This window comes from Paramicrobacterium fandaimingii (assembly GCF_011751745.2).
GTDB lineage: Bacteria > Actinomycetota > Actinomycetes > Actinomycetales > Microbacteriaceae > Paramicrobacterium > Paramicrobacterium fandaimingii.
Window position 1 is genome coordinate 2,543,687 of sequence record NZ_CP061170.1, and the last position, 18,198, is coordinate 2,561,884.

General features: G+C 65.7%; 24 protein-coding genes. All 24 read left to right on the forward strand.

Annotation, left to right across the window (positions count from 1 at the left end):
- The first annotated feature begins 85 nt into the window (after window positions 1-85).
- A complete protein-coding gene (locus HCR84_RS12255; RefSeq protein ID WP_166980622.1) occupies window positions 86-946 on the forward strand; it encodes a flagellin N-terminal helical domain-containing protein in 861 nt (286 codons plus the stop codon).
- A 97-nt stretch (window positions 947-1,043) separates the two neighbouring features.
- Entirely contained in the window at window positions 1,044-2,426 is a 1,383-nt protein-coding gene (fliD, locus tag HCR84_RS12260; RefSeq protein ID WP_166980620.1) for a flagellar filament capping protein FliD, read from the forward strand.
- The gene (fliS, locus tag HCR84_RS12265; RefSeq protein ID WP_166980618.1) at window positions 2,423-2,821 is read left to right on the forward strand and encodes a flagellar export chaperone FliS; all 399 of its coding nucleotides are present in this window, start codon (window positions 2,423-2,425) and stop codon (window positions 2,819-2,821) included. The genes fliD and fliS overlap by 4 nt, the downstream gene beginning before the upstream one ends.
- Complete coding sequence (locus HCR84_RS12270) at window positions 2,814-3,086, forward strand: hypothetical protein (RefSeq protein ID WP_166980617.1); 273 nt, start codon at window positions 2,814-2,816, stop codon at window positions 3,084-3,086. Before fliS ends, HCR84_RS12270 begins: the two co-directional genes overlap by 8 nt.
- 165 nt (window positions 3,087-3,251) lie before the next feature.
- Window positions 3,252-3,593: a flagellar basal body rod protein FlgB gene (locus HCR84_RS12275; RefSeq protein ID WP_166980615.1), complete on the forward strand. Its 342-nt coding sequence runs from the start codon at window positions 3,252-3,254 to the stop codon at window positions 3,591-3,593.
- Complete coding sequence (locus HCR84_RS12280) at window positions 3,593-3,985, forward strand: flagellar basal body rod protein FlgC (protein ID WP_166980613.1); 393 nt, start codon at window positions 3,593-3,595, stop codon at window positions 3,983-3,985. The genes HCR84_RS12275 and HCR84_RS12280 overlap by 1 nt, the downstream gene beginning before the upstream one ends.
- Window positions 3,985-4,287 (forward strand): flagellar hook-basal body complex protein FliE, encoded by a 303-nt coding sequence (gene fliE, locus HCR84_RS12285; RefSeq protein WP_166980612.1) that lies wholly within the window; start codon window positions 3,985-3,987, stop codon window positions 4,285-4,287. Before HCR84_RS12280 ends, fliE begins: the two co-directional genes overlap by 1 nt.
- Complete coding sequence (gene fliF, locus HCR84_RS12290) at window positions 4,287-5,876, forward strand: flagellar basal-body MS-ring/collar protein FliF (RefSeq protein ID WP_166980610.1); 1,590 nt, start codon at window positions 4,287-4,289, stop codon at window positions 5,874-5,876. The genes fliE and fliF overlap by 1 nt, the downstream gene beginning before the upstream one ends.
- Window positions 5,873-6,880, forward strand: a complete 1,008-nt coding sequence (fliG, locus tag HCR84_RS12295) for a flagellar motor switch protein FliG (protein WP_166980608.1) — start codon at window positions 5,873-5,875, stop codon at window positions 6,878-6,880. The genes fliF and fliG overlap by 4 nt, the downstream gene beginning before the upstream one ends.
- Window positions 6,870-7,475 (forward strand): FliH/SctL family protein, encoded by a 606-nt coding sequence (locus HCR84_RS12300; protein WP_166980607.1) that lies wholly within the window; start codon window positions 6,870-6,872, stop codon window positions 7,473-7,475. Before fliG ends, HCR84_RS12300 begins: the two co-directional genes overlap by 11 nt.
- Window positions 7,472-8,770 (forward strand): FliI/YscN family ATPase, encoded by a 1,299-nt coding sequence (locus HCR84_RS12305; RefSeq protein ID WP_166980605.1) that lies wholly within the window; start codon window positions 7,472-7,474, stop codon window positions 8,768-8,770. Before HCR84_RS12300 ends, HCR84_RS12305 begins: the two co-directional genes overlap by 4 nt.
- Window positions 8,770-9,192 carry a flagellar export protein FliJ gene (locus tag HCR84_RS12310; protein WP_166980604.1) on the forward strand — a complete coding sequence of 141 codons (423 nt, stop codon included), beginning with the start codon at window positions 8,770-8,772 and terminating at the stop codon, window positions 9,190-9,192. Before HCR84_RS12305 ends, HCR84_RS12310 begins: the two co-directional genes overlap by 1 nt.
- Complete coding sequence (locus HCR84_RS12315) at window positions 9,189-9,875, forward strand: C40 family peptidase (protein ID WP_166980602.1); 687 nt, start codon at window positions 9,189-9,191, stop codon at window positions 9,873-9,875. Before HCR84_RS12310 ends, HCR84_RS12315 begins: the two co-directional genes overlap by 4 nt.
- Window positions 9,872-11,389: a flagellar hook-length control protein FliK gene (locus HCR84_RS12320; RefSeq protein WP_166980601.1), complete on the forward strand. Its 1,518-nt coding sequence runs from the start codon at window positions 9,872-9,874 to the stop codon at window positions 11,387-11,389. Before HCR84_RS12315 ends, HCR84_RS12320 begins: the two co-directional genes overlap by 4 nt.
- A gap of 14 nt (window positions 11,390-11,403) precedes the next feature.
- On the forward strand, window positions 11,404-11,823 hold the full coding sequence (locus HCR84_RS12325; protein ID WP_166980599.1) for a flagellar hook assembly protein FlgD: 420 nt from the start codon (window positions 11,404-11,406) through the stop codon (window positions 11,821-11,823).
- Window positions 11,824-11,844: 21 nt separating this feature from the next.
- On the forward strand, window positions 11,845-13,005 hold the full coding sequence (locus HCR84_RS12330) for a flagellar hook protein FlgE (RefSeq protein WP_166980598.1): 1,161 nt from the start codon (window positions 11,845-11,847) through the stop codon (window positions 13,003-13,005).
- Between the two features lie 112 nt (window positions 13,006-13,117).
- Window positions 13,118-13,390, forward strand: a complete 273-nt coding sequence (locus HCR84_RS12335; RefSeq protein WP_166980596.1) for a flagellar FlbD family protein — start codon at window positions 13,118-13,120, stop codon at window positions 13,388-13,390.
- On the forward strand, window positions 13,390-14,190 hold the full coding sequence (locus tag HCR84_RS12340) for a motility protein A (RefSeq protein WP_166980595.1): 801 nt from the start codon (window positions 13,390-13,392) through the stop codon (window positions 14,188-14,190). Before HCR84_RS12335 ends, HCR84_RS12340 begins: the two co-directional genes overlap by 1 nt.
- A 1-nt stretch (window position 14,191) precedes the next feature.
- Window positions 14,192-15,004 carry an OmpA/MotB family protein gene (locus HCR84_RS12345; protein ID WP_166980593.1) on the forward strand — a complete coding sequence of 271 codons (813 nt, stop codon included), beginning with the start codon at window positions 14,192-14,194 and terminating at the stop codon, window positions 15,002-15,004.
- 49 nt (window positions 15,005-15,053) lie between these two features.
- Window positions 15,054-15,962: a flagellar motor switch protein FliM gene (locus tag HCR84_RS12350; RefSeq protein WP_166980592.1), complete on the forward strand. Its 909-nt coding sequence runs from the start codon at window positions 15,054-15,056 to the stop codon at window positions 15,960-15,962.
- Window positions 15,959-16,612, forward strand: a complete 654-nt coding sequence (gene fliN, locus HCR84_RS12355) for a flagellar motor switch protein FliN (RefSeq protein ID WP_166980590.1) — start codon at window positions 15,959-15,961, stop codon at window positions 16,610-16,612. The genes HCR84_RS12350 and fliN overlap by 4 nt, the downstream gene beginning before the upstream one ends.
- A 1-nt stretch (window position 16,613) precedes the next feature.
- Entirely contained in the window at window positions 16,614-17,084 is a 471-nt protein-coding gene (gene fliO, locus HCR84_RS12360; protein ID WP_244972475.1) for a flagellar biosynthetic protein FliO, read from the forward strand.
- On the forward strand, window positions 17,081-17,926 hold the full coding sequence (gene fliP, locus HCR84_RS12365; RefSeq protein ID WP_166980589.1) for a flagellar type III secretion system pore protein FliP: 846 nt from the start codon (window positions 17,081-17,083) through the stop codon (window positions 17,924-17,926). Before fliO ends, fliP begins: the two co-directional genes overlap by 4 nt.
- Window positions 17,923-18,198, forward strand: a complete 276-nt coding sequence (fliQ, locus tag HCR84_RS12370; protein WP_166980588.1) for a flagellar biosynthesis protein FliQ — start codon at window positions 17,923-17,925, stop codon at window positions 18,196-18,198. The genes fliP and fliQ overlap by 4 nt, the downstream gene beginning before the upstream one ends.

Consider the following 18,198-nt stretch of genomic DNA (forward strand, 5'->3'; position numbering starts at 1 on the left):
ACGGTTCTCTGCTCGATGCCGATAGGTGAGGATAAGAGCCCATGGATGGGCTCTGCACCATGACCCACTCACGGAGGAACCAACAATGGGTATGCAAATCAACACAAACGTTGCGGCACTCAACGCGTACCGCAACCTGTCGAACACGCAGAACGATCTGTCGAATTCGCTGGAGAAGCTCTCGAGCGGTCTGCGCATCAACCGGGCAGCAGACGATGCTGCCGGCCTCGCGATCTCCGAGGGCCTGCGCTCGCAGGTCAACGGCCTGAACGTTGCAGCCCGCAACGCGCAGGACGGCATCTCGGTCATCCAGACCGCGGAAGGTGCACTGACCGAGGTCCACTCAATTCTTCAGCGCGTCCGCGACCTCGCTGTTCAGGCCGGCAACGACTCGAACAACACCGAATCACGCGAAGCGATCACCACCGAAGTTACCGGTCTCGTCGATGAGCTCATCCGCATCTCCGACTCCACAAACTTCAACGGCATCCAGCTGCTCGACGGTTCGGCCGGGGCCGCAGGTGACGGCGTGCTGAGCTTCCAGGTTGGAGCAGACGGATCCACCGCGAACCAAATCACGGTTGATCTGGGCGCCGCGGACATCAAGACGCTCGCGACCACCCTGCAAGGCAGCATTGTCACCACCGATGGCTTTGCGGACGCGACTCTCGCCGCTGCCACGATCGACACCATTGACACGGCCATCACGTCGGTCTCGTCTGCTCGTGCCGAGCTCGGTGCGTCGCAGAACCGCTTCGAGTCGACGATCAACAGCCTCAACGTCTCCTCGGAGAACCTTGCCGCTGCTGAGAGCCGCATCCGCGACACCGACATGGCGTCAGAGATGGTCAAGTACACCGCAGCGAACATCCTGTCGCAGGCAGGCACAGCAATGCTCGCCCAGGCCAACCAGGCAAACCAGGGCGTACTCCAGCTGCTCCGCTAAGCGGTAATCAGCCGGGCGCCTGGGCAGGGAAAGACCTGGACCGTCCTTCCCCGCCCAGGCGCCCAACACCGTGACAACTGCATGTGAAAGGCGACTCATGGGACTCTCGTTCGACGGCCTCGCCAGCGGCCTCGACACGACTTCGATCATCAACGCGCTCATGGACGTCGAGGCAATTCCCCAGACGCTCCTGCAGAACAAGGTGACCGACAAGAACACGATCATCTCGAACCTGCAGTCTCTCAACTCCAAGCTTCAAGAGCTTGTCGACAACGCGAAGACCGCAGCCGAGGCGCGGTCGCTCTCCGCGTTCACGGGAACGAGCTCGAGTGACAGCGTCACCGTCTCTGCGTCTTCCGCAGCATCCGCGGGGTCAATCGACATCGTCGTCGATAAGATCGCCACGGCGCAGACTGTCGTCACCGCCGCCCACACCGTGTGGCCCGATGACCCGCCCGTGCTGACGTTTGTCGACGCCGAGGGCGAGGTGACCGAGATCACCGCCGACTCGGCAGAGCCCGCTGCCCTCGCGAAAGCCATCAACGCCGCAGACATCGGTGCCACGGCGAGCGTCGTTCCCGCCGGCGTCGATGCAAACGGCGACACCCTCTACCGACTGCAGCTTGTCGCGTCAGAGACGGGCACGGAGGGCGCGTTCACCATGTACCGGGGCGACGCCGCCTCGCTCGACGCGGGAACCGCCGTCAACATCGCAGACGAGCCCGGTGCCGCCACAATTGCCACGGCGCAGGACGCACAGGTCACCCTCTGGGCCGGCACCGCCGCCGAGCAGAGCATCACGTCGTCGAGCAACACGTTCGCGGGCCTCATGACCGGCGTCGACGTCACGGTTACGGCGGTGTCGACAGCCCCCGTCACCGTGACCGTTGCACCGGACTCCGCGGCAAGCACGAAGACGGCGAAGGAGTTCGTCGACCAGATCGCATCGATTCTGGCGGGCATCGCCAACGGCTCAAAGGCCACCGTCTCGACAGACTCGGGCACGAACACGACGCTCGGCGTCTTCACAGGGGACAGCACGGTGCGGGCGCTGCGCCAAGCACTGTCGAACGCTGTGCAGTACCCCGTCGACGGCGACTCGCCCTCGAGCATCGGCATCTCGATCGACCGCTACGGCGTGCTCAGCTTCGATGAGGAGAAATTCACGGCGGCCCTCGCCGACGACCCCGAGGCGGTGAACGCCATCTTCACCGGTGTCGCGGCCCGCGTGCAGGACGTCTCAGACCAGTACTCCGATAAGTACGACGGCATGCTCACGATGCGCATCACCGGTCAAGAAGACGAGGTGGGGCGTCTCGGCGACCAGATCGACCGCTGGGACACCCGGCTGGAACAGCGCCGCGCAACACTCGAGCGCACCTACGCGCAGCTCGAAGTGATGCTCTCGCAGATGCAGTCGCAGTCCAGCTTCCTCACATCACAACTGTCATCACTTCCGAGTATGGGGGAGAGCTCATGAACGCCGCCCTTCGCGCGCAGCGCCAGTATCAGACGGATGCCGTCATGTCGGCCACGCCGGAACGACTGCTCACGATGCTCTACGACCGGCTTCTTCTCGACGTGGAGCGCGCCGAGGCCGCTCAACGCGCAGAGAACTGGCCCGTCGCCAACGAGAACCTTCAGCACGCGCAGGCGATCGTCACCGAGCTCACGTCGTCGCTCACCGACGCGTGGGAGGGCAGCGCAGGGCTCCGCGCCGTCTACGTCTACCTCACCCAGACGCTCATCACCGCGAACGTCACCCGGAATGCCGACACGACGCACGAGTGCGTCGACATCATCGCTCCGCTGCGCGAGGCGTGGCACGCTTCCGCGGCATCCGTCACCTCTGCTCCGGTGAGCGCGCATGCCTGACGCGTTCGCCGAATGGACGGCGCTGCTGATCCGCTTTGAGGCCGATCTCGACCCGGCGACGCGAGTGGCTGACCCGTGGACGGCCCCGACATCGCCGATTCCCGCGCAGCTCGAGGAGTGGGCTCGCGGCATCGCCGATCGGCAGCGCGAGGCCATCGCCCACGTCGAGCACGAGAAGGCGCAGGCGCAGCAGCACCTCAACGCGCTCAGGCAGGTGCCGCCCGTGCGCGGCAACGAAGCCGTCTATCTCGACGTTGACGGATAGCCCAGGAAACAGCATCTCAGCGACGGCTTTGAGTCTCGCGCTGAGCTTTGTGCCGACGAGCAGCTAACGCGAGGGGGCTGGCTGCCGATAGAGCACAAGGAGCACGGATCGCTCACCACATGAGGCCACGGATCGGCCACTCGTCAACACTTGGGAACGGTGTTCGTGTTCGATTCAGTGACAGCTGTGGCACTCACCAGCGCGCTTGACGGCTTGTCGCAGCGCCAACGTGCCATCGCCGACAACATTGCAAATATCAACACTCCCGGCTACCACTCCAAGCGCGTGCAGTTCGAAGACGAACTTGCCGCCTCGGTTGCCGCCGGGGACGGTCACGTGACCGCATCGGTCGGCGAGTCTCTCGAGCCGACGCGCCTCGACGGAAACAACGTCAATCTCGACACCGAGACGCTCTCGAACATCGACACCGTGCTGCGCTACCAGTTCGCCACACAGGCGATGAACGGTCAGTTCAGTGCGGTGCGCACCGCATTGAGGAGCAACTGATGACGTTTGATGCAATCGGAATCGCGGGAACGGGTCTCACCGTTCACCGCAAGTGGCTGGATGCCCTGAGCGACAACATCGCGAATATCAACACGGCGACCTCCGGAGACGACGCGGCGTTTCAAGAGCGCTACATTGTCGTTGAAGCCGGGCAGGAAACACCCGGCGTCTATGTTGCGGGAACCGCTCTCGGCGATGCCGAGGGCCGCTTAGTGTACGAGCCGGCGAACCCGCTCGCAAATGACGACGGCTACGTGCGATACCCCGACATCGATCTGGGCACTCAGATGAGCGAGCTCATTCTCGCCCAGCGCGGCTACCAGGCAAATGCCGCCGTTGTCGATCGCGCCAAGACAAGCTATGAAGCCGCCCTGCAGATCGGACGCAGCTGATGCCCATCCCACCCGTTGACGGAGCCTCCTCCACCGCCGCAGCCTTTGCTCCCCCGGCGCTTGAGACGCAGCCGACCGATGACAGCGCATTCGCCTCGTCGCTGACGGGCGCCATCGATGACCTGCAGCAGCTGAAAGCGACGTCGAACGAGCTCTCCGTCGCCGCCGTGACCGGTGATCTCAGCGACATCCATGCCGCCTCCATCGCCTCTGCGCGCGCCGCCGTCACTCTCGAGCTCGTCGCCGCGGTGCGAAACAAGGGAGTCAACGCGTTCAACGAGATCATGAGGATGCAGGCCTGATGCCCCGCGCCGTCTCCTCCCTCTTTCAGCGGTTCGGTCGCACCGTGAACGCGTTCACGGTTCCGCAGCGCGCCATCGCCATCATCGGCGTTGCGGTGCTCGTTCTCGGCACCGTCGCCCTTGCCACCTGGCTGACCCGGCCGTCGATGTCTCCGCTGTTCACCGACCTCAGCGCCTCAGACGCGAACGCCGTCGTCGAGCAGCTCAAGTCGTCTGGCGTTGAGTACGAACTCGCCGACGGCGGCGCCACAGTGATGGTTCCCGAGAAGAACGTCTACGACCAGCGCCTCGCCGCCGCATCCGCCGGTCTCCCCACCTCAAGCTCCGAGGGGTACACGCTCCTCGACGACATGGGCGTGACGACCTCGGAGTTTCAGCAGTCCGTCACCTACAAGCGCGCAATTGAAGGTGAGCTCGCCGACACGATCTCGTCGCTCGACGGCGTCACCGCGGCATCCGTTCAACTCGCGATTCCCGAGGAGAGCGTCTTCGTCTCAGAGAAGGTCGACCCGACGGCATCCGTCTTCATCGAGACGGATAAGGGCGCGACGCTCGCGAAGGGCCAGGTGGAGGCGATCGTTCACCTCACGTCTGCAGCGATCACCGATCTTAAGGCAGAGAACGTCGCTGTCATCGACCAGGCCGGCGAGGTGCTCTCGGCCGTGGGCGTCGGCGCGACAGGGGGAACAGACCAGCAGGCAGGGGATTACGAGGCTCGCGTCAGCCAGAACATTCAGGACATGCTCGACGCGATCGTCGGCGCGGGCAACGCGACGGTGACCGTTGCGGCCGAGATGAACCTGTCGGCGACCGAGAAGCTCGACGAAGCGTATTCGCTTCCCGAAGGTGACATTCCGATCGACGAGAAGACGAAATCAGAGAAGTACTCGGGCGGGAGCGGAGGCGGCTCCGGCGTGCTCGGCCCAGACAACATCGGCGTTCCCGGAGGCGGGAACAACGGCAACTACGAAGCGACAGAGACAACGCGAAACAATGCGGTGAACAAGTCGACGGAGAAGACGACGACGCCCGCCGGCGCAATCAACCGCCAGACCGTGTCTGTGGCCGTCGATTCGGATGCCGCAGAGAACGTCGACCTCGGCCAGATTCAGAACCTCGTCACAACGGCAGCCGGAATCGACACGGCCCGCGGCGACGACGTCACAGTCGCGCTCGTGTCGTTCAGCGAGACTGACGCGAATGCCGCCAAGGAAGCGCTGCAGGCAGCGAAGGATGCCGCTGCCGCCGACCGCATGAGCGCCATCATCCGCACGGGAATCATCGCCGCGGCGATCCTCGCGACGCTGATCGCCGGCATCGTGCTCTACGCACGACGCAACAAGCAGCAGACCCGCGAGTCAATTGAGCTGACGCAGATTGACGAGCCGTCGGCCTTCGACGAGCTGCTTGAGGCGCCGACCGAGAAGCTCTCGCTCGAGACATCCGACCCCGGGCCCGATCCCGAGCCCGGTCCGGAGGAGATCTCGATGAACAAGCGACGTGCCGAGATCGACGCCATTGCCGGGCGCGACCCGGGCAAGACCGCTGAGCTGCTGCGCACGCTCATGGACGACAGGCAAGACGCATGACAGATATGACCGGCGTGCAGAAGGCAGCGATCGTCTTGATGTCACTGGAGCGTGAGCGCGCGGCAGAGGTGATGAAGCAGTTCACGGATGCCGAGGCGGAAGAGATCACCGCCGAGATCATTCGCATTCGCCGCGTCGACGGTGAAACCGCGGAGGGCGCCCTCACCGAGTTTCACACGCTCGCAACGCAGCAGCTCTTCCAGGGGCGGGGCGGGCGCGACGTCGCCGCGGGAATTCTCGAGGCATCGTTCGGCTCTGAGCGGGCCGAGACGGTGATGACCCGCGTCACATCGAGCCTCGCGGGCAAGTCGTTCGAGTTTCTCTCGGTGGCAGACCCGGGCCAGGTCGTCTCGCTGCTCGATGGCGAGCTCCCCCAGACGATTGCTCTCGTTCTCGCGCACCTCACGCCTGCGCAGGCATCCGCTGTGCTCGCCACCCTCCCCGACCCGCGCCGCACCGATGTCGCACAGTGCATCGCCACAATGGGAACGGCAACCCAAGAGGCGATCACGATCGTCGCAGACACGCTCAAGTCGCGCACGGGCGGGGTCTTTCCGCAACGCGACAACACCGGAGTCGTCGGCGGAGTTCAGCCGCTCGTCGAGATCATCAACCGGTCGGATGCCGCGACGGAGAAGGCGCTTCTCGAGAGCCTCGAGGCGCGCGACGCCGAGCTCGCCGAAGACGTGCGCTCGCGCATGCTGACATTTGCCGACATCGTTCGACTCGGCCAGAGGGACGTGCAGCTTGTGCTGCGCGGAATCGACACGACGGTGCTCGCGACCGCCATGAAGGGTGCGAGCGATCCCGTCGCCGAGGTGATTCGCGCCAACCTCTCAGAGCGCAACCGTGCCCTGCTCGATGACGAGACCGAGAACCTTGGCCCCGTGCGCGTGTCGCAGGTGGAGGAGGCGCGATCAGAGATCGTGCGCGTCATCCGCACTCTCGAATCGCAGGGCGACATCACCGTTCAGCGCGCCGACGAGGAGGCGTATGTCTACTGACGGTTTCACTCCAGGCATCTTTCCCCGCATCACCACTCCCGAGTCGGAGCGGGAGGTCGAGCGTGCGCGGCTCAGCGGCTACGCCGCCGGACACGCGGAGGGAATGCGCGCGGCTGCCGAGGCAGCAGCGGCCCAGCGCGCCCGCATCGATGCCGAGAACACGGTTCTGCGCCGCGAGCAGGTGCGCCAGCTTGAGCGCGCGACAGAGATTCTCGATGCCGCGGCGCTGTCTCTCGCCCACCGCGAAGAGACCCTCCTCTCGGCAGCGCAGAGCCACGTGGAGAGCCTCGCCGTCGACCTCGCCGAAGCCGTGATCGCCCGCGAGCTCGACTCCGACGATGAGTCGGCGAGGAACGCTCTGCACCGCGCGCTCTCTGTCGTCGATGTGCACGCGCTCAGCGGTGTGCGGCTCAACCCCGCTGACATCGACGTTCTGCATCGACGGGGTGGGGAGACGGCGCCGATCCCGCTCGTTGCCGACCCGACCGTTGCGGTTGGCGACGCTGTTGCCATGCTCGAAGACGGCACGATCGACGCCCGCCTCGACGCGGCATTCGCCCGCGTGCGTTCCGCCCTCAGCGAGGGACGATCATGACGCTCGCCTGGCCAGAGATCATCGAAACAGCGCGCCCCGAACGGCTCGGAACCGTCTCGCAGGTTCTCGGGCTGGGCGTCGACGTGCGCGGTCTGACCTGCGCCGTCGGCGACATGGTGACGATTGCCGGCGGCATCGACGCCGAGGTCGTCGCCACGAGCAACGGGCAGCTGCGCTGCATGCCGCTGACGCCCATGACCGGCATCACTGTGGGCGATGCTGTGCACTCGAACGGGCGGCCGCTCTCGGTGCCGACGGGCCCGGCATTGCTCGGGCGCGTGCTTGACGGACTCGGGCGTCCGATCGACGGCAAGGGCCCGCTCACGGATGCTCCTCGAGTGACCCTCGATCACCAGCCGCCGTCGGTGATGGGCCGCAACAGAATCGCCACTCCGCTCACGCTCGGCGTGCGCGCGCTCGACACGCTCACGACAACCGGCGTCGGTCAGCGGCTCGGCCTGTTCGCGGGCTCCGGCGTGGGCAAATCGTCGCTGATGTCGATGATCGCCAGGGGAACCGACGCTCAGGTCTCGGTGATCGCGCTGGTCGGCGAGCGCGGTCGCGAGGTGCGCGAATTCATCGAAGACGATCTGGGCCCCGAGGGTCTTGCCCGATCCGTCGTCGTCGTCTCCACATCGGACCAACCGGCGATGGCTCGCCTGCGGGCATCCTTCGTCGCAACGCGCATCGCCGAGGCATTTCGCGATGACGGCTTCGACGCCATGCTCATGATGGACTCGCTGACCCGCGTCGCAATGGCCCAGCGCGAGATCGGCCTCTCTGCCGGCGAACCTCCGGCCACGCGCGGCTATCCGCCGTCGACGTTCTCGGTGCTCGCGCAGCTTCTCGAACGCGCCGGAACGGATGTCGCCGGTTCGATCACCGGGCTGTACACGGTTCTCGTCGACGGCGATGACCACAACGAGCCGATTGCCGATGCGGCCCGCTCCATTCTCGACGGACACATCGTGCTCGACCGCTCGCTCGCCGTCACCGGGCACTACCCTGCCATCGATGTGCTCGGCTCCATCTCCCGCGTTGCGGGAAAAATCACCTCGGCGGGGCAGCGCGCACGCGCGACGAGCCTTCGCACGGTTCTCGCCGCGCGGCGAGAGGCAAGCGATCTCATCGACGTCGGCGCATACCAGCCGGGGGCAAACCCGCGAGTGGATGCCGCCGTTGCCAACGAGCGCGGCATCTCCGAGTTCCTCACCCAAAGCATCGACGACGTCGTCACCGCCGAGGAGTCGTGGCGCCAGCTTGACCGCCTTGTGTCGACGTTCGGAGGCGTCTGATGGCCCGAAAGTTCGCCCTCACCGGCCTGCTCAGGCTGAGGAGCATCCAACAGCGTCAGGCGGCAGAGCGGCTCTCGCGTGAGACGATGAATGCCCGCCAAGCCGAGACGCGTGAACGCCACGCCCGCGCCGCGCTCGGCTCGTCTGGCACGGAGGCCGTCGACGTGCGCACGCTGGCCGCCCTGGCGGCATCCCGAGTCGCCGCCCGCAGCCAGCTCGCCGAACTGACAAACCTCACCGAGCAGCACGTCACGGCCCGCGACGAGGCCGCGCACGCGCACGCGCTTGCGAAGCGCGAGGAGAAGAGCCTCGAGAAGCTCAAAGACGCGCACGACGACCGCGAACGCACAGCAGATCTGCGTGCGGAACAGGCAGTTCTCGACGAGATAGCCACAACCAGGTGGACGGAGACCGACTCATGAGCCTCACAGTCGCACTCGAGCGCATCAGCGACATCCAAACGCAGATTCACCAGCTCACCACGCCGGCCACAACGACGCCGACGTCTGCGGCGCCGGCGGCAGCAACCAGCTTCGCCGCAGCCCTCGACGCGGCCGGAACGGCGCCGAACGGCGGCGTCTCAGGAACCGACATCGTCGATCAGGCACGAAGCTACATCGGGGTTCCCTACGTGTTCGGCGGCGAAGACCGGTCGGGCATCGACTGCTCCGGCCTCGTGCAGCGCGTTCTCGCCGACCTCGGCATCGACGCACCGCGCGTTGTGCAGGATCAGGCAGACATCGGCGTTGAGGTTCCCTCGCTCGATCAGGCGCAGCCAGGCGACCTTCTCGTCGTGAAGGGCGAGGGCCACATTGTGATCTACGCCGGCGACGGCAAGATCATCCACGCGCCGCGGCCTGGAAAGAGCGTCGAGCTCGTCGACAACTACCTTTCGCCGTCTGAGATTTCGACGATTCGCCGCGTTGTGCCGTCGGCGGATGCTGCCGCCTCAGCGTCCGTCGCCGGTCTCGGTGGCGCGAACGCCTCCCTGATGAGCATGCTGGGCCTCGGCGGCTCCTCCGTGACCGGCACATCTGACTCGTCGCAGGCACAGTTGCTGGCGATGCTGCGATCTGGCTTTCTCAGTCAGGCGGCCGGACAATGACGAACATCGCACTGATCGCGCCCGGGGCGTCGCCCGCGCCTGAGCGTCGGACGAGCGGGACCGCAGGCGGCGTCTCCGCCTTCGACGAGGCGTTTACAGCTGCGGCGTCGGCGAACGCGCGCGGCGCGGAACCGACAGCGACGCCGACCGAGCGGCGGCCGGATGCTCACCGGTCGACGACGCACAGCACAGAATCTGCAGACGGCGAGAGCACGGCGACCGCCGACAGTGTGCTCCCCGCCCAGCCTCGAGCACACACGGAAGCCGGCGCGGCACTCACGGCAGACCCCGATGCTGCCGCGGAAGCACAGGCGACGACGGTCACCACAGACAGCGAGCCCGGCGGCGAATCCAGCGGCCAGGCCGACGTGATGCCCGAGTCAGCGGCAGATTCGCCTGCGCCGAGCACCCTCACGACACCCGCCGCGGGAACAGCCACGGGCACAGGCACAGCCACAGGCGCTGGCACGGCCGAGAGCGCAGCGGCCTCCGCTCCCACTGACCCTTCCGTCACGACGCAGCCTGCGACAGAAGCCCGCGCGGCCTCGGCCGCCGTCGCCGCGACGACGCCCGCTTCCACGCGCACAGCTCCCGACGCAACGTCAACGAGGCAACGCGCCGTCCGCACAGAAGCACACCCGACCAGCACAGTGGCACACCCGACCGGCACAGAGGCTGCTGCCTCGACCGTCGACACGGCAGCCCCAACGCCCGCGGCTCCAGCATCAGTCGCGACACCGGCGTCGGCACCCAGCTCACCCGTGGGTGCCGCGGCGGGAGCAGCGCTGCCGATCGCCCCCGGCACAGTGCCCGCCACAGTGCCCGCCACACCACCCGCCACTCCCGACTCCGGCACGACCGCCGCCGGGTCCGTTGGGCGCACGGCGGCTCTGACCGACCCGAGCGCGGCACCCGATACTCCACCTGTCGGCGTCACGGCATCGGGAACCGCCGCGACGACTCCGACGCAAGCGGCGCCCGCCGCGACTGCCGCGCCCCCGCCAAGACCGCCTCTGGCACCGCAGCTGAGCGCTCCGGTGCTCGCCATGGCTCGGGCAGGAAACGGTGATCACCAGCTCACGGTCACGGTCTCACCCGAGAGCCTCGGCCCCGTCACCGTGCGAGCGCACATCACCGGAACCACGATGCACATCGAATTGTTCGCACCGACGGATGCCGGGCGCGACGCGATTCGTCAGGTGATGGCAGACCTGCGGCGAGACCTCGCCGGTGTCTCTCCCCACGCGGCACTCGTGCTTTCGACAAACGACCAACCGGGGTCGGGGCAGGGCTCCGGCGGTGCCGGGGGTGGCTCCGCGAACGCGCAGGGGCAGCCCGGTTCCGGAAACTCGCAGAGCCTCCTCAGCCAGCAGGAACGCTCGGGCTCGCAGGCAGCACAGCGTGACAACCGCGGCGCGCCGCACGACGACGCCGTGCCCGCAGACGGGGTGCCGGCGCAATCGCCTGCGCCGCAGCATCCGTCCCCTCTGACGACAATCGACGTCTTCGCCTGACCGAAAGGATCACCATGCCCACTGTCGACCCCGTCTCTTCAACGGGTCTGTACACCAGCACGGTCACGCCCGCGCAAGACCGCAAGCAGACTCTCGACTCCGAGGTGTTCATGCAGCTGCTCGTCACGCAGCTCAAGAACCAAGACCCGAGCTCGCCCATGAACACAAACGAGATGATCTCGCAGACGACGCAGCTCGCCATGATGGAGCAGCTCACGGCGATGGCCACGACGTCGAACGAGAACTTCGCGCTGAGCATGCGGCAGACCGCCGCATCGCTTCTCGGTCAGCAGGCGAGCTACCTCGACGCTGACGGCGAGTCCCAGACGGGCCTCGTCACCTCAATCTCGTTCGCCGAATCGGTGCCGCAGGTCACCATCGGCGACAAAACTGTCCCGCTCGACGCCGTGTCGGGCATGAGCACCACACCCTGAAACTCATAGAAAGGCAGCACAATGCTCCGCTCGCTCTACTCCGGCATTTCGGGCCTTCGCTCTCACCAGACGATGCTCGACGTCACCGGAAACAACATCGCCAACGTCAATACGACGGCCTTCAAGGCATCGTCTGTGCAGTTTCAAGACACGCTGTCGCAGCTTGTCAAGAACTCGACTCTGCCCCAGCAGAACACCGGCGGCTCCAACCCGGCCCAGGTCGGGCTCGGCGTGCAGGTCGCCGGCATCTCGACGAACTTCGCGCAGGGTGCTGCGCAGTCAACCGGTGTGCCCACCGACTTGATGATCGCGGGCGATGGCTTCTTCATCGTGCAGTCGGGAAACGAAACGCTCTACACGCGAAACGGCGGGTTCTCGTTTGACGCGCAGGGCCGCATGGTGAGCGCCGACGGCGCCTTCGTGCAGGGGTGGACGGCCACGAACGGTGTGATCACCCCGGGCAGCGCCATCGGATCGATCACGCTTCCCGTCGGTGCCGTATCGCCTGCGGCCGCGACAAACTCTGCGACAGTGACGGGAAACCTGCCGTCTGACACGCCCGTCGGCGACGAGCTCGTGCGCGACTTCACCGTCTACGACAACGAAGGAACATCAGACACTCTGACGCTGACATTCACCCGCACCGCGGGCGGATGGGACGTCGCCACAGACGGGGGCGCCACGACGAATCTGACCTTCGTCGACGGAGTGCTCACCGGCGGAGGCGCGCTCACGGCTGGCCCCGTCGACATCGACCTCTCGGGCGTCACCGGCTTTGCCGAGCTCTCGACCGTTGCGGTGACCGACCAGAACGGTCGCGCCGCCGGCACACTGGAGTCGTACGCGCTGAGCGACGACGGCAGCCTCATCGGCACGTTCGGCAACGGTGAGACCGCCGTGCTCGCTCGAGTGGCACTCGCCACGTTCACGAACCCGACGGGACTCGAGAAGGCCGGATCGTCTCAGTACCGACCGACAGTGAACTCGGGTGACGCCGCGATCGGCACAGCCGGCGTCGCGGGCATGGGCGAGATCATCAGCGGTGCACTCGAGATGTCGAACGTCGACCTCTCGCAGGAGTTCACAAACCTCATCGTTGCCCAGCGTGGTTTCCAGGCAAACGCCCGCATCATCACAACGAGCGACGAAGTGCTTCAGGAGCTCACGAACCTGAAGCGCTAGCACCGGGCATCTCCCCTGTCGGCATCCACCTGACTTACCTCAGCCGGTTGGATGCCGACAGTACGCTGTGACGGCCCAGGATGGGCCAGACACATTTTCCAAGGATGGACCGATGATCGTTGTCACTCGGCTGAACGGCAGCCAATTCGCAGTGAATCCCGATTTGATCGAGCGGATTCACGCTTCCCCCGACACCACACTCGTCATGGTCGACGGCGCCAAGTTCGTCGTCACTGAGTCGATCGACGAGGTGATCGATCGGATCGCGGCTTTCCGCGCTCGCGTGCTCTCTGAAGCAACCAGCTACCCGCGCACGACGGCTCGCGCGGCAACGCTCGGTCTCGTCGCGCCGCTCGCAGAGGCACAGTACGAAGGGAGCGAGTGATGGATCCCGCATTCATCATCGGGCTCGTTCTGGCGTTCGGCGCTCTTCTCGCGATGATCTCCATCGAGGGCGCCCACGTCACGGCGCTGCTTCTGCCCGCCCCCATGGTTCTGGTCTTCGGCGCCACGATCGCGGTGGGCATCGCCAGCTCCACGATGAAAGACGCACTGCTCGCCGTGAAGGCTCTGCCGAAGGTTGTGCGCGGAAAGTCCCCGTCGCTCACCGCGACGATCGACGACGTTGTGGGCTATGCCGAGCGCGCTCGTCGCGAGGGCCTGCTGTCACTGGAGAACGACGCGAACGAGGCATCCGACCCATTCGTGAAGAGCGGGCTGCAGAACATCGCAGACGGAACCGACGCCGAAGACCTGCGCATCATGCTCGAAGACGAAATCTCGACGACGGCATCCAGGAATCGCATCGCCGCACGCTTCTTCTCGCTCATGGGAGGCTTCGCGCCGACGATCGGAATCATCGGCACCGTCGTGTCTCTGACACACGTGCTCGAGCGTCTCGACACACCCGAAACGCTCGGACCGCTCATCGCCACAGCCTTCGTCGCAACACTGTGGGGTCTGCTCTCGGCCAACTTCATCTGGCTGCCCATCGGCATGCGCCTCGCTCGCCTCGGCGAGCTCGAGGTGGAGCGCAAGACACTGCTCATGGAAGGACTTCTCGCCGTGCAGGCTGGAAGCCAGCCGCGACTCGTCGACGAACGCCTGCGTGCGCTTGTCGCCGACGGTCCGTCGCGCAAGGAACGCGACAGCTCGTCAGACATCACGTCGAGCCAGGCGGCCTGACGTGAGTGTGCGTCAGCGCCGGCGCAGTCCGCGCACGGATGAAAGCCACGTCGACGAACGCTGGATGGCGTCGTATCTCGACATGGTGACGGTGCTGATGTGCATGTTCATCGTTCTCTTCGCCATGTCGACTGTTGATCAAGAGAAGTTCGCCGCGCTCCGCGACTCTCTCGCCACGGGCTTCGGCCAGACGGCGTCAGACAGCACGGATGTCTCTGAGGGGCTGATCGTTCCGAAGGAGCTCGTCGACCAGAAAGGCGAGGGATTCATCGCAGACGCGAACACGGTTCTCGCCAACGAGGAGTTGCAGAACCTCGAAGCTCTGCGAGCGCGCATGCAGAAGGCACTGGCAGACCACAATCTGCAGAACACCGTGAAATTCACCATCGACGAGCGCGGACTCACGGTGGGGCTCATCGGAGGCGAGACCTTCTTCGCCACAAACAGCACCCAGCTCAGCAGCACAGCGAACGACGTGCTTGACGCCCTCGGCGGAATCATCGTCGACGTTCCTAACCAGGTGTCTGTCGAGGGGCACGCCGATTACCGCAAGTCCGTTGCGCCGTTTCCGACAAACTGGGAGCTCTCCTCCGGCCGCGCAACCGAAGTGCTGCGGCATCTCGTCGAGAGCTGCGATGTTCCCGGAAAGCGCGTGAAATCCGTCGGCTACGGCGACACCCGACCCATTGCCGAGGGAACAAGCGACGACGCCCTTGCGCTCAACCGGCGGGTCGACATCGTCGTGCTCTCTGACGCAAGCGAAGAGGTGCGCAACCTGCTCGCGGAGTTGCCGGAGGCCACACCGACGTCATAGCCTCTGCCTCCATCTAACGTGTTCGGTCCGGCATCCGATAGTCACGGGCGTGACGGTCCAGGAACGCAGCACCACAGTCGCGCCTTCGCGCAGCTCTGTCGACGTTTATGACTTCGGCAGGCCCGCGACGCTCGCGCGCGAGCACTCGCGCGTGCTCGAGCTGGCGTTTGAGACGTTCGCCCGTCAATGGGCGACACAGCTCACCGCGAAGATCCGCGTGCGCTCTCACGTGACGAGCGAACAGCTCGTCATGCTGACCTACGACGAATATGCGGCGTCACTGCCCTCGACGACGGCAATGGTGATCTGCGGGTTCCCCGACACCGACCACAAGGCAGTCGTGCAGTTTCCGCTCTCGGCTGCGCTGTCGTGGGTCGTTCAGATGCTCGGCGGACGCCCGACCGTCATGGACGACGAACGCACGTTCACCCCCATCGAGCAGGCCCTCGTCAAGCGGCTGATGTCCGATGCGCTCGAGGACCTCGACTACTCTTTCAACAATCTGCTGCCCGACGGCATCGCCCTCTCGGCAATGCACTACAACTCGCAGTTCGCGCAGGCCGCGGCATCCAGTGATCTCGTCATCGTGTCGCACTTCTCCATTCGCGTCGGCGACCACGTGTCGCCCGCGAGCGTCATGCTTCCCTCTGAGCTGGTCATTCCGCGCCTGTCCAGCGTGAACCCGACCACGCCGATCGACAATGCACCCGAGCTTCTGCGCCGACAGGTGCACGAGACACCGGTCGAACTGGCGCTGCGTCTCAGCCCCGTTGCCATGACTCCCCGCGAGGTGCTTCAGCTTTCGGTCGGTGACCTCATCACCGTTCCCCATTCCCAAGACAAGCCACTTGAGCTCGTCATCGACGGCAACGTCATCGCCACAGCAGCCGTGGGCTCGAACGGCACGCGACTCGCGTGCGTACTGACCGGACCCACAAGCCCCGAGGAGTCACCGTGACCAGCACAACCACTCACGAGTCAGCCATCGCCGCTGCCTTCGCAGCAAAGCTGCCGACGGCCGAACCGATAACGGCAACCGCGTCGCAGTCATCGGGCGACACAGGGGATGCCGTCATCGCGTCGTTCGTCGGCGAGGCCGGCGCCGATCTCGCGGCGCAGATCATCGACCCGGGCGTGCTCTCTGACGGCCTCTCGACGGAGCCGATCGCCGACCGCATCCACGAGGCGCTCAAGGCCGCGGCCAGCGTGCTCGGCGCAGGAGTGCTTGGTGATCCCGTCGTCGGCGACGCCAGCTCCATCTTCGCTGCCTCGGAGGCTCAGGTCTTCGACCTTGTCGACGCTGTCGGCTCGACGGTCGGCCGCGTTGCCGTGCGCATTACGCGCACCGGAAGCGCGTCGCCTTCGGGACGCCTGCGTCGGATCGCCGGAGTGGAGATGGACCTCACCGTTGAAATCGGCCGGGCGCGAATGGCCGTGCGCGACGTGCTCGACCTCGAGCCGGGCCGCATCGTCGAACTCGACCGCTCCGCAGGCGCACCTGCCGACATCAAGCTCAACGGCCGCCTCATCGCCCACGGCGAAGTCGTCGTCGTCGACCAAGACTATGCGGTTCGCATCACCCGCATTCTCGAGAACACCGAGGCCTAGCATGGATGGCCTGCTGCTCACTCTTCGCGTCGTCGTATCGCTCGCCGCTGTGCTTGGCGTGCTCTGGTACGTGCAGCGCAGACTGAGCCGCGGGTCCGGTCGCCGCAAGGCAAGCGAACCGATCACGGTGCTCGGTAGGCAGAGCCTCGGCCAGAAGGCGCACCTTGTGATCGCACAGGTCGACAACACGCGCTACGTTCTCGGCGTGACGGAGCACGGCGTCACCGTCATTGACTCGACCCCCGGCCGCCCCCGCCTTACCGCGGTCGACCGCCCGACGGAGTCGACACCCGCAACCGATCCGGCCGGCGAGCAGACGGAGTTCGATCGCGTTCTCTCGGCATCCTCGTCCACCGAGCCTGCCCCGCTGCGCCGACCGCGCAACAATGCGAAGCAGAGTGCCCTTGCCGGCTCCATCCTCTCCCCGACAACGTGGCGGCAGACCGCCGACGCCTTACGCCACGTGCGATGACAACGGGGACGATCACTCAGCGGCGACGCCTTCTTCGCGTCGCCGTCATTGTGCTGGGCATCGCGATTCTCGGTGCGACGTTCATGCTGCTTTCCGCAACGGGCGCCAACGCCGACCCGGCGGACCCCACAGACCCGACGCCTCCGACAGACCCGGAAGATGCTCCGACGGGAGGCATCACCGTCGACATCAACGGCATCAACGGGTCGCCCTCGGCATCCGTCGTCACGCTGATCGGCATCACGCTTCTCTCTGTCGCCCCGGCGATTCTGCTCATGATGTCGTCGTTCACGAAGATCTTCGTTGTGCTCGCCATGACGCGCAATGCGCTCTCACTGCCGTCGATCCCGCCGAACCAGGTTCTTGCGGGGCTCGCGCTGTTTCTGTCGCTCTTCATCATGTGGCCCGTGCTCACCGACATTCAGGCCGTCGCCGTCCAGCCGTATCTGGATGGCACGATCACCTTTTCGCAAGCCGTCGACATCGGGCAGCAGCCTCTGCGCGAGTGGATGCTCGCCTACACACGGGATCAGGATCTCGCGCTCATGACGCGTGCCGCTGATCAGCCGAACCCGCTCGATCCCGCAAGCGTTCCGATGTACACGCTCATCCCCGCGTTCATGATCTCGGAGCTGCGCGCCGCCTTCATCATCGGCTTCGTCATCTTCGTGCCGTTTCTCATCATCGACCTCGTCGTCGCCGCGGCGCTCATGTCCATGGGCATGATGATGCTGCCGCCCGTCATGATCTCCCTCCCCTTCAAGATTCTGCTGTTCATCCTCGTCGATGGCTGGGGTCTGATCATCAGGGCGCTACTCGAGAGCTATGGAGGTGTCGGATGACCCCCGAAGCGGTTCTCGACATCGGCATGCAGGGGCTGATCATCGCGGCAAAGCTTGCCGCGCCGCTGCTGGTCACGGCGCTCGTCGTCGGCTTTGCCATCTCGCTGCTGCAGTCGATCACGCAGGTGCAGGAGGTGACGCTGTCATTCGTGCCGAAGGCGGTGGCCGTCGCTCTCGCGCTCGTGATCGCCGGCAACTGGATGATCACCGAGATGATCGCGTTCACGAACGCGCTTTTCGACCGCATCCCCCAGCTCTTGGCTGGAGGCTGA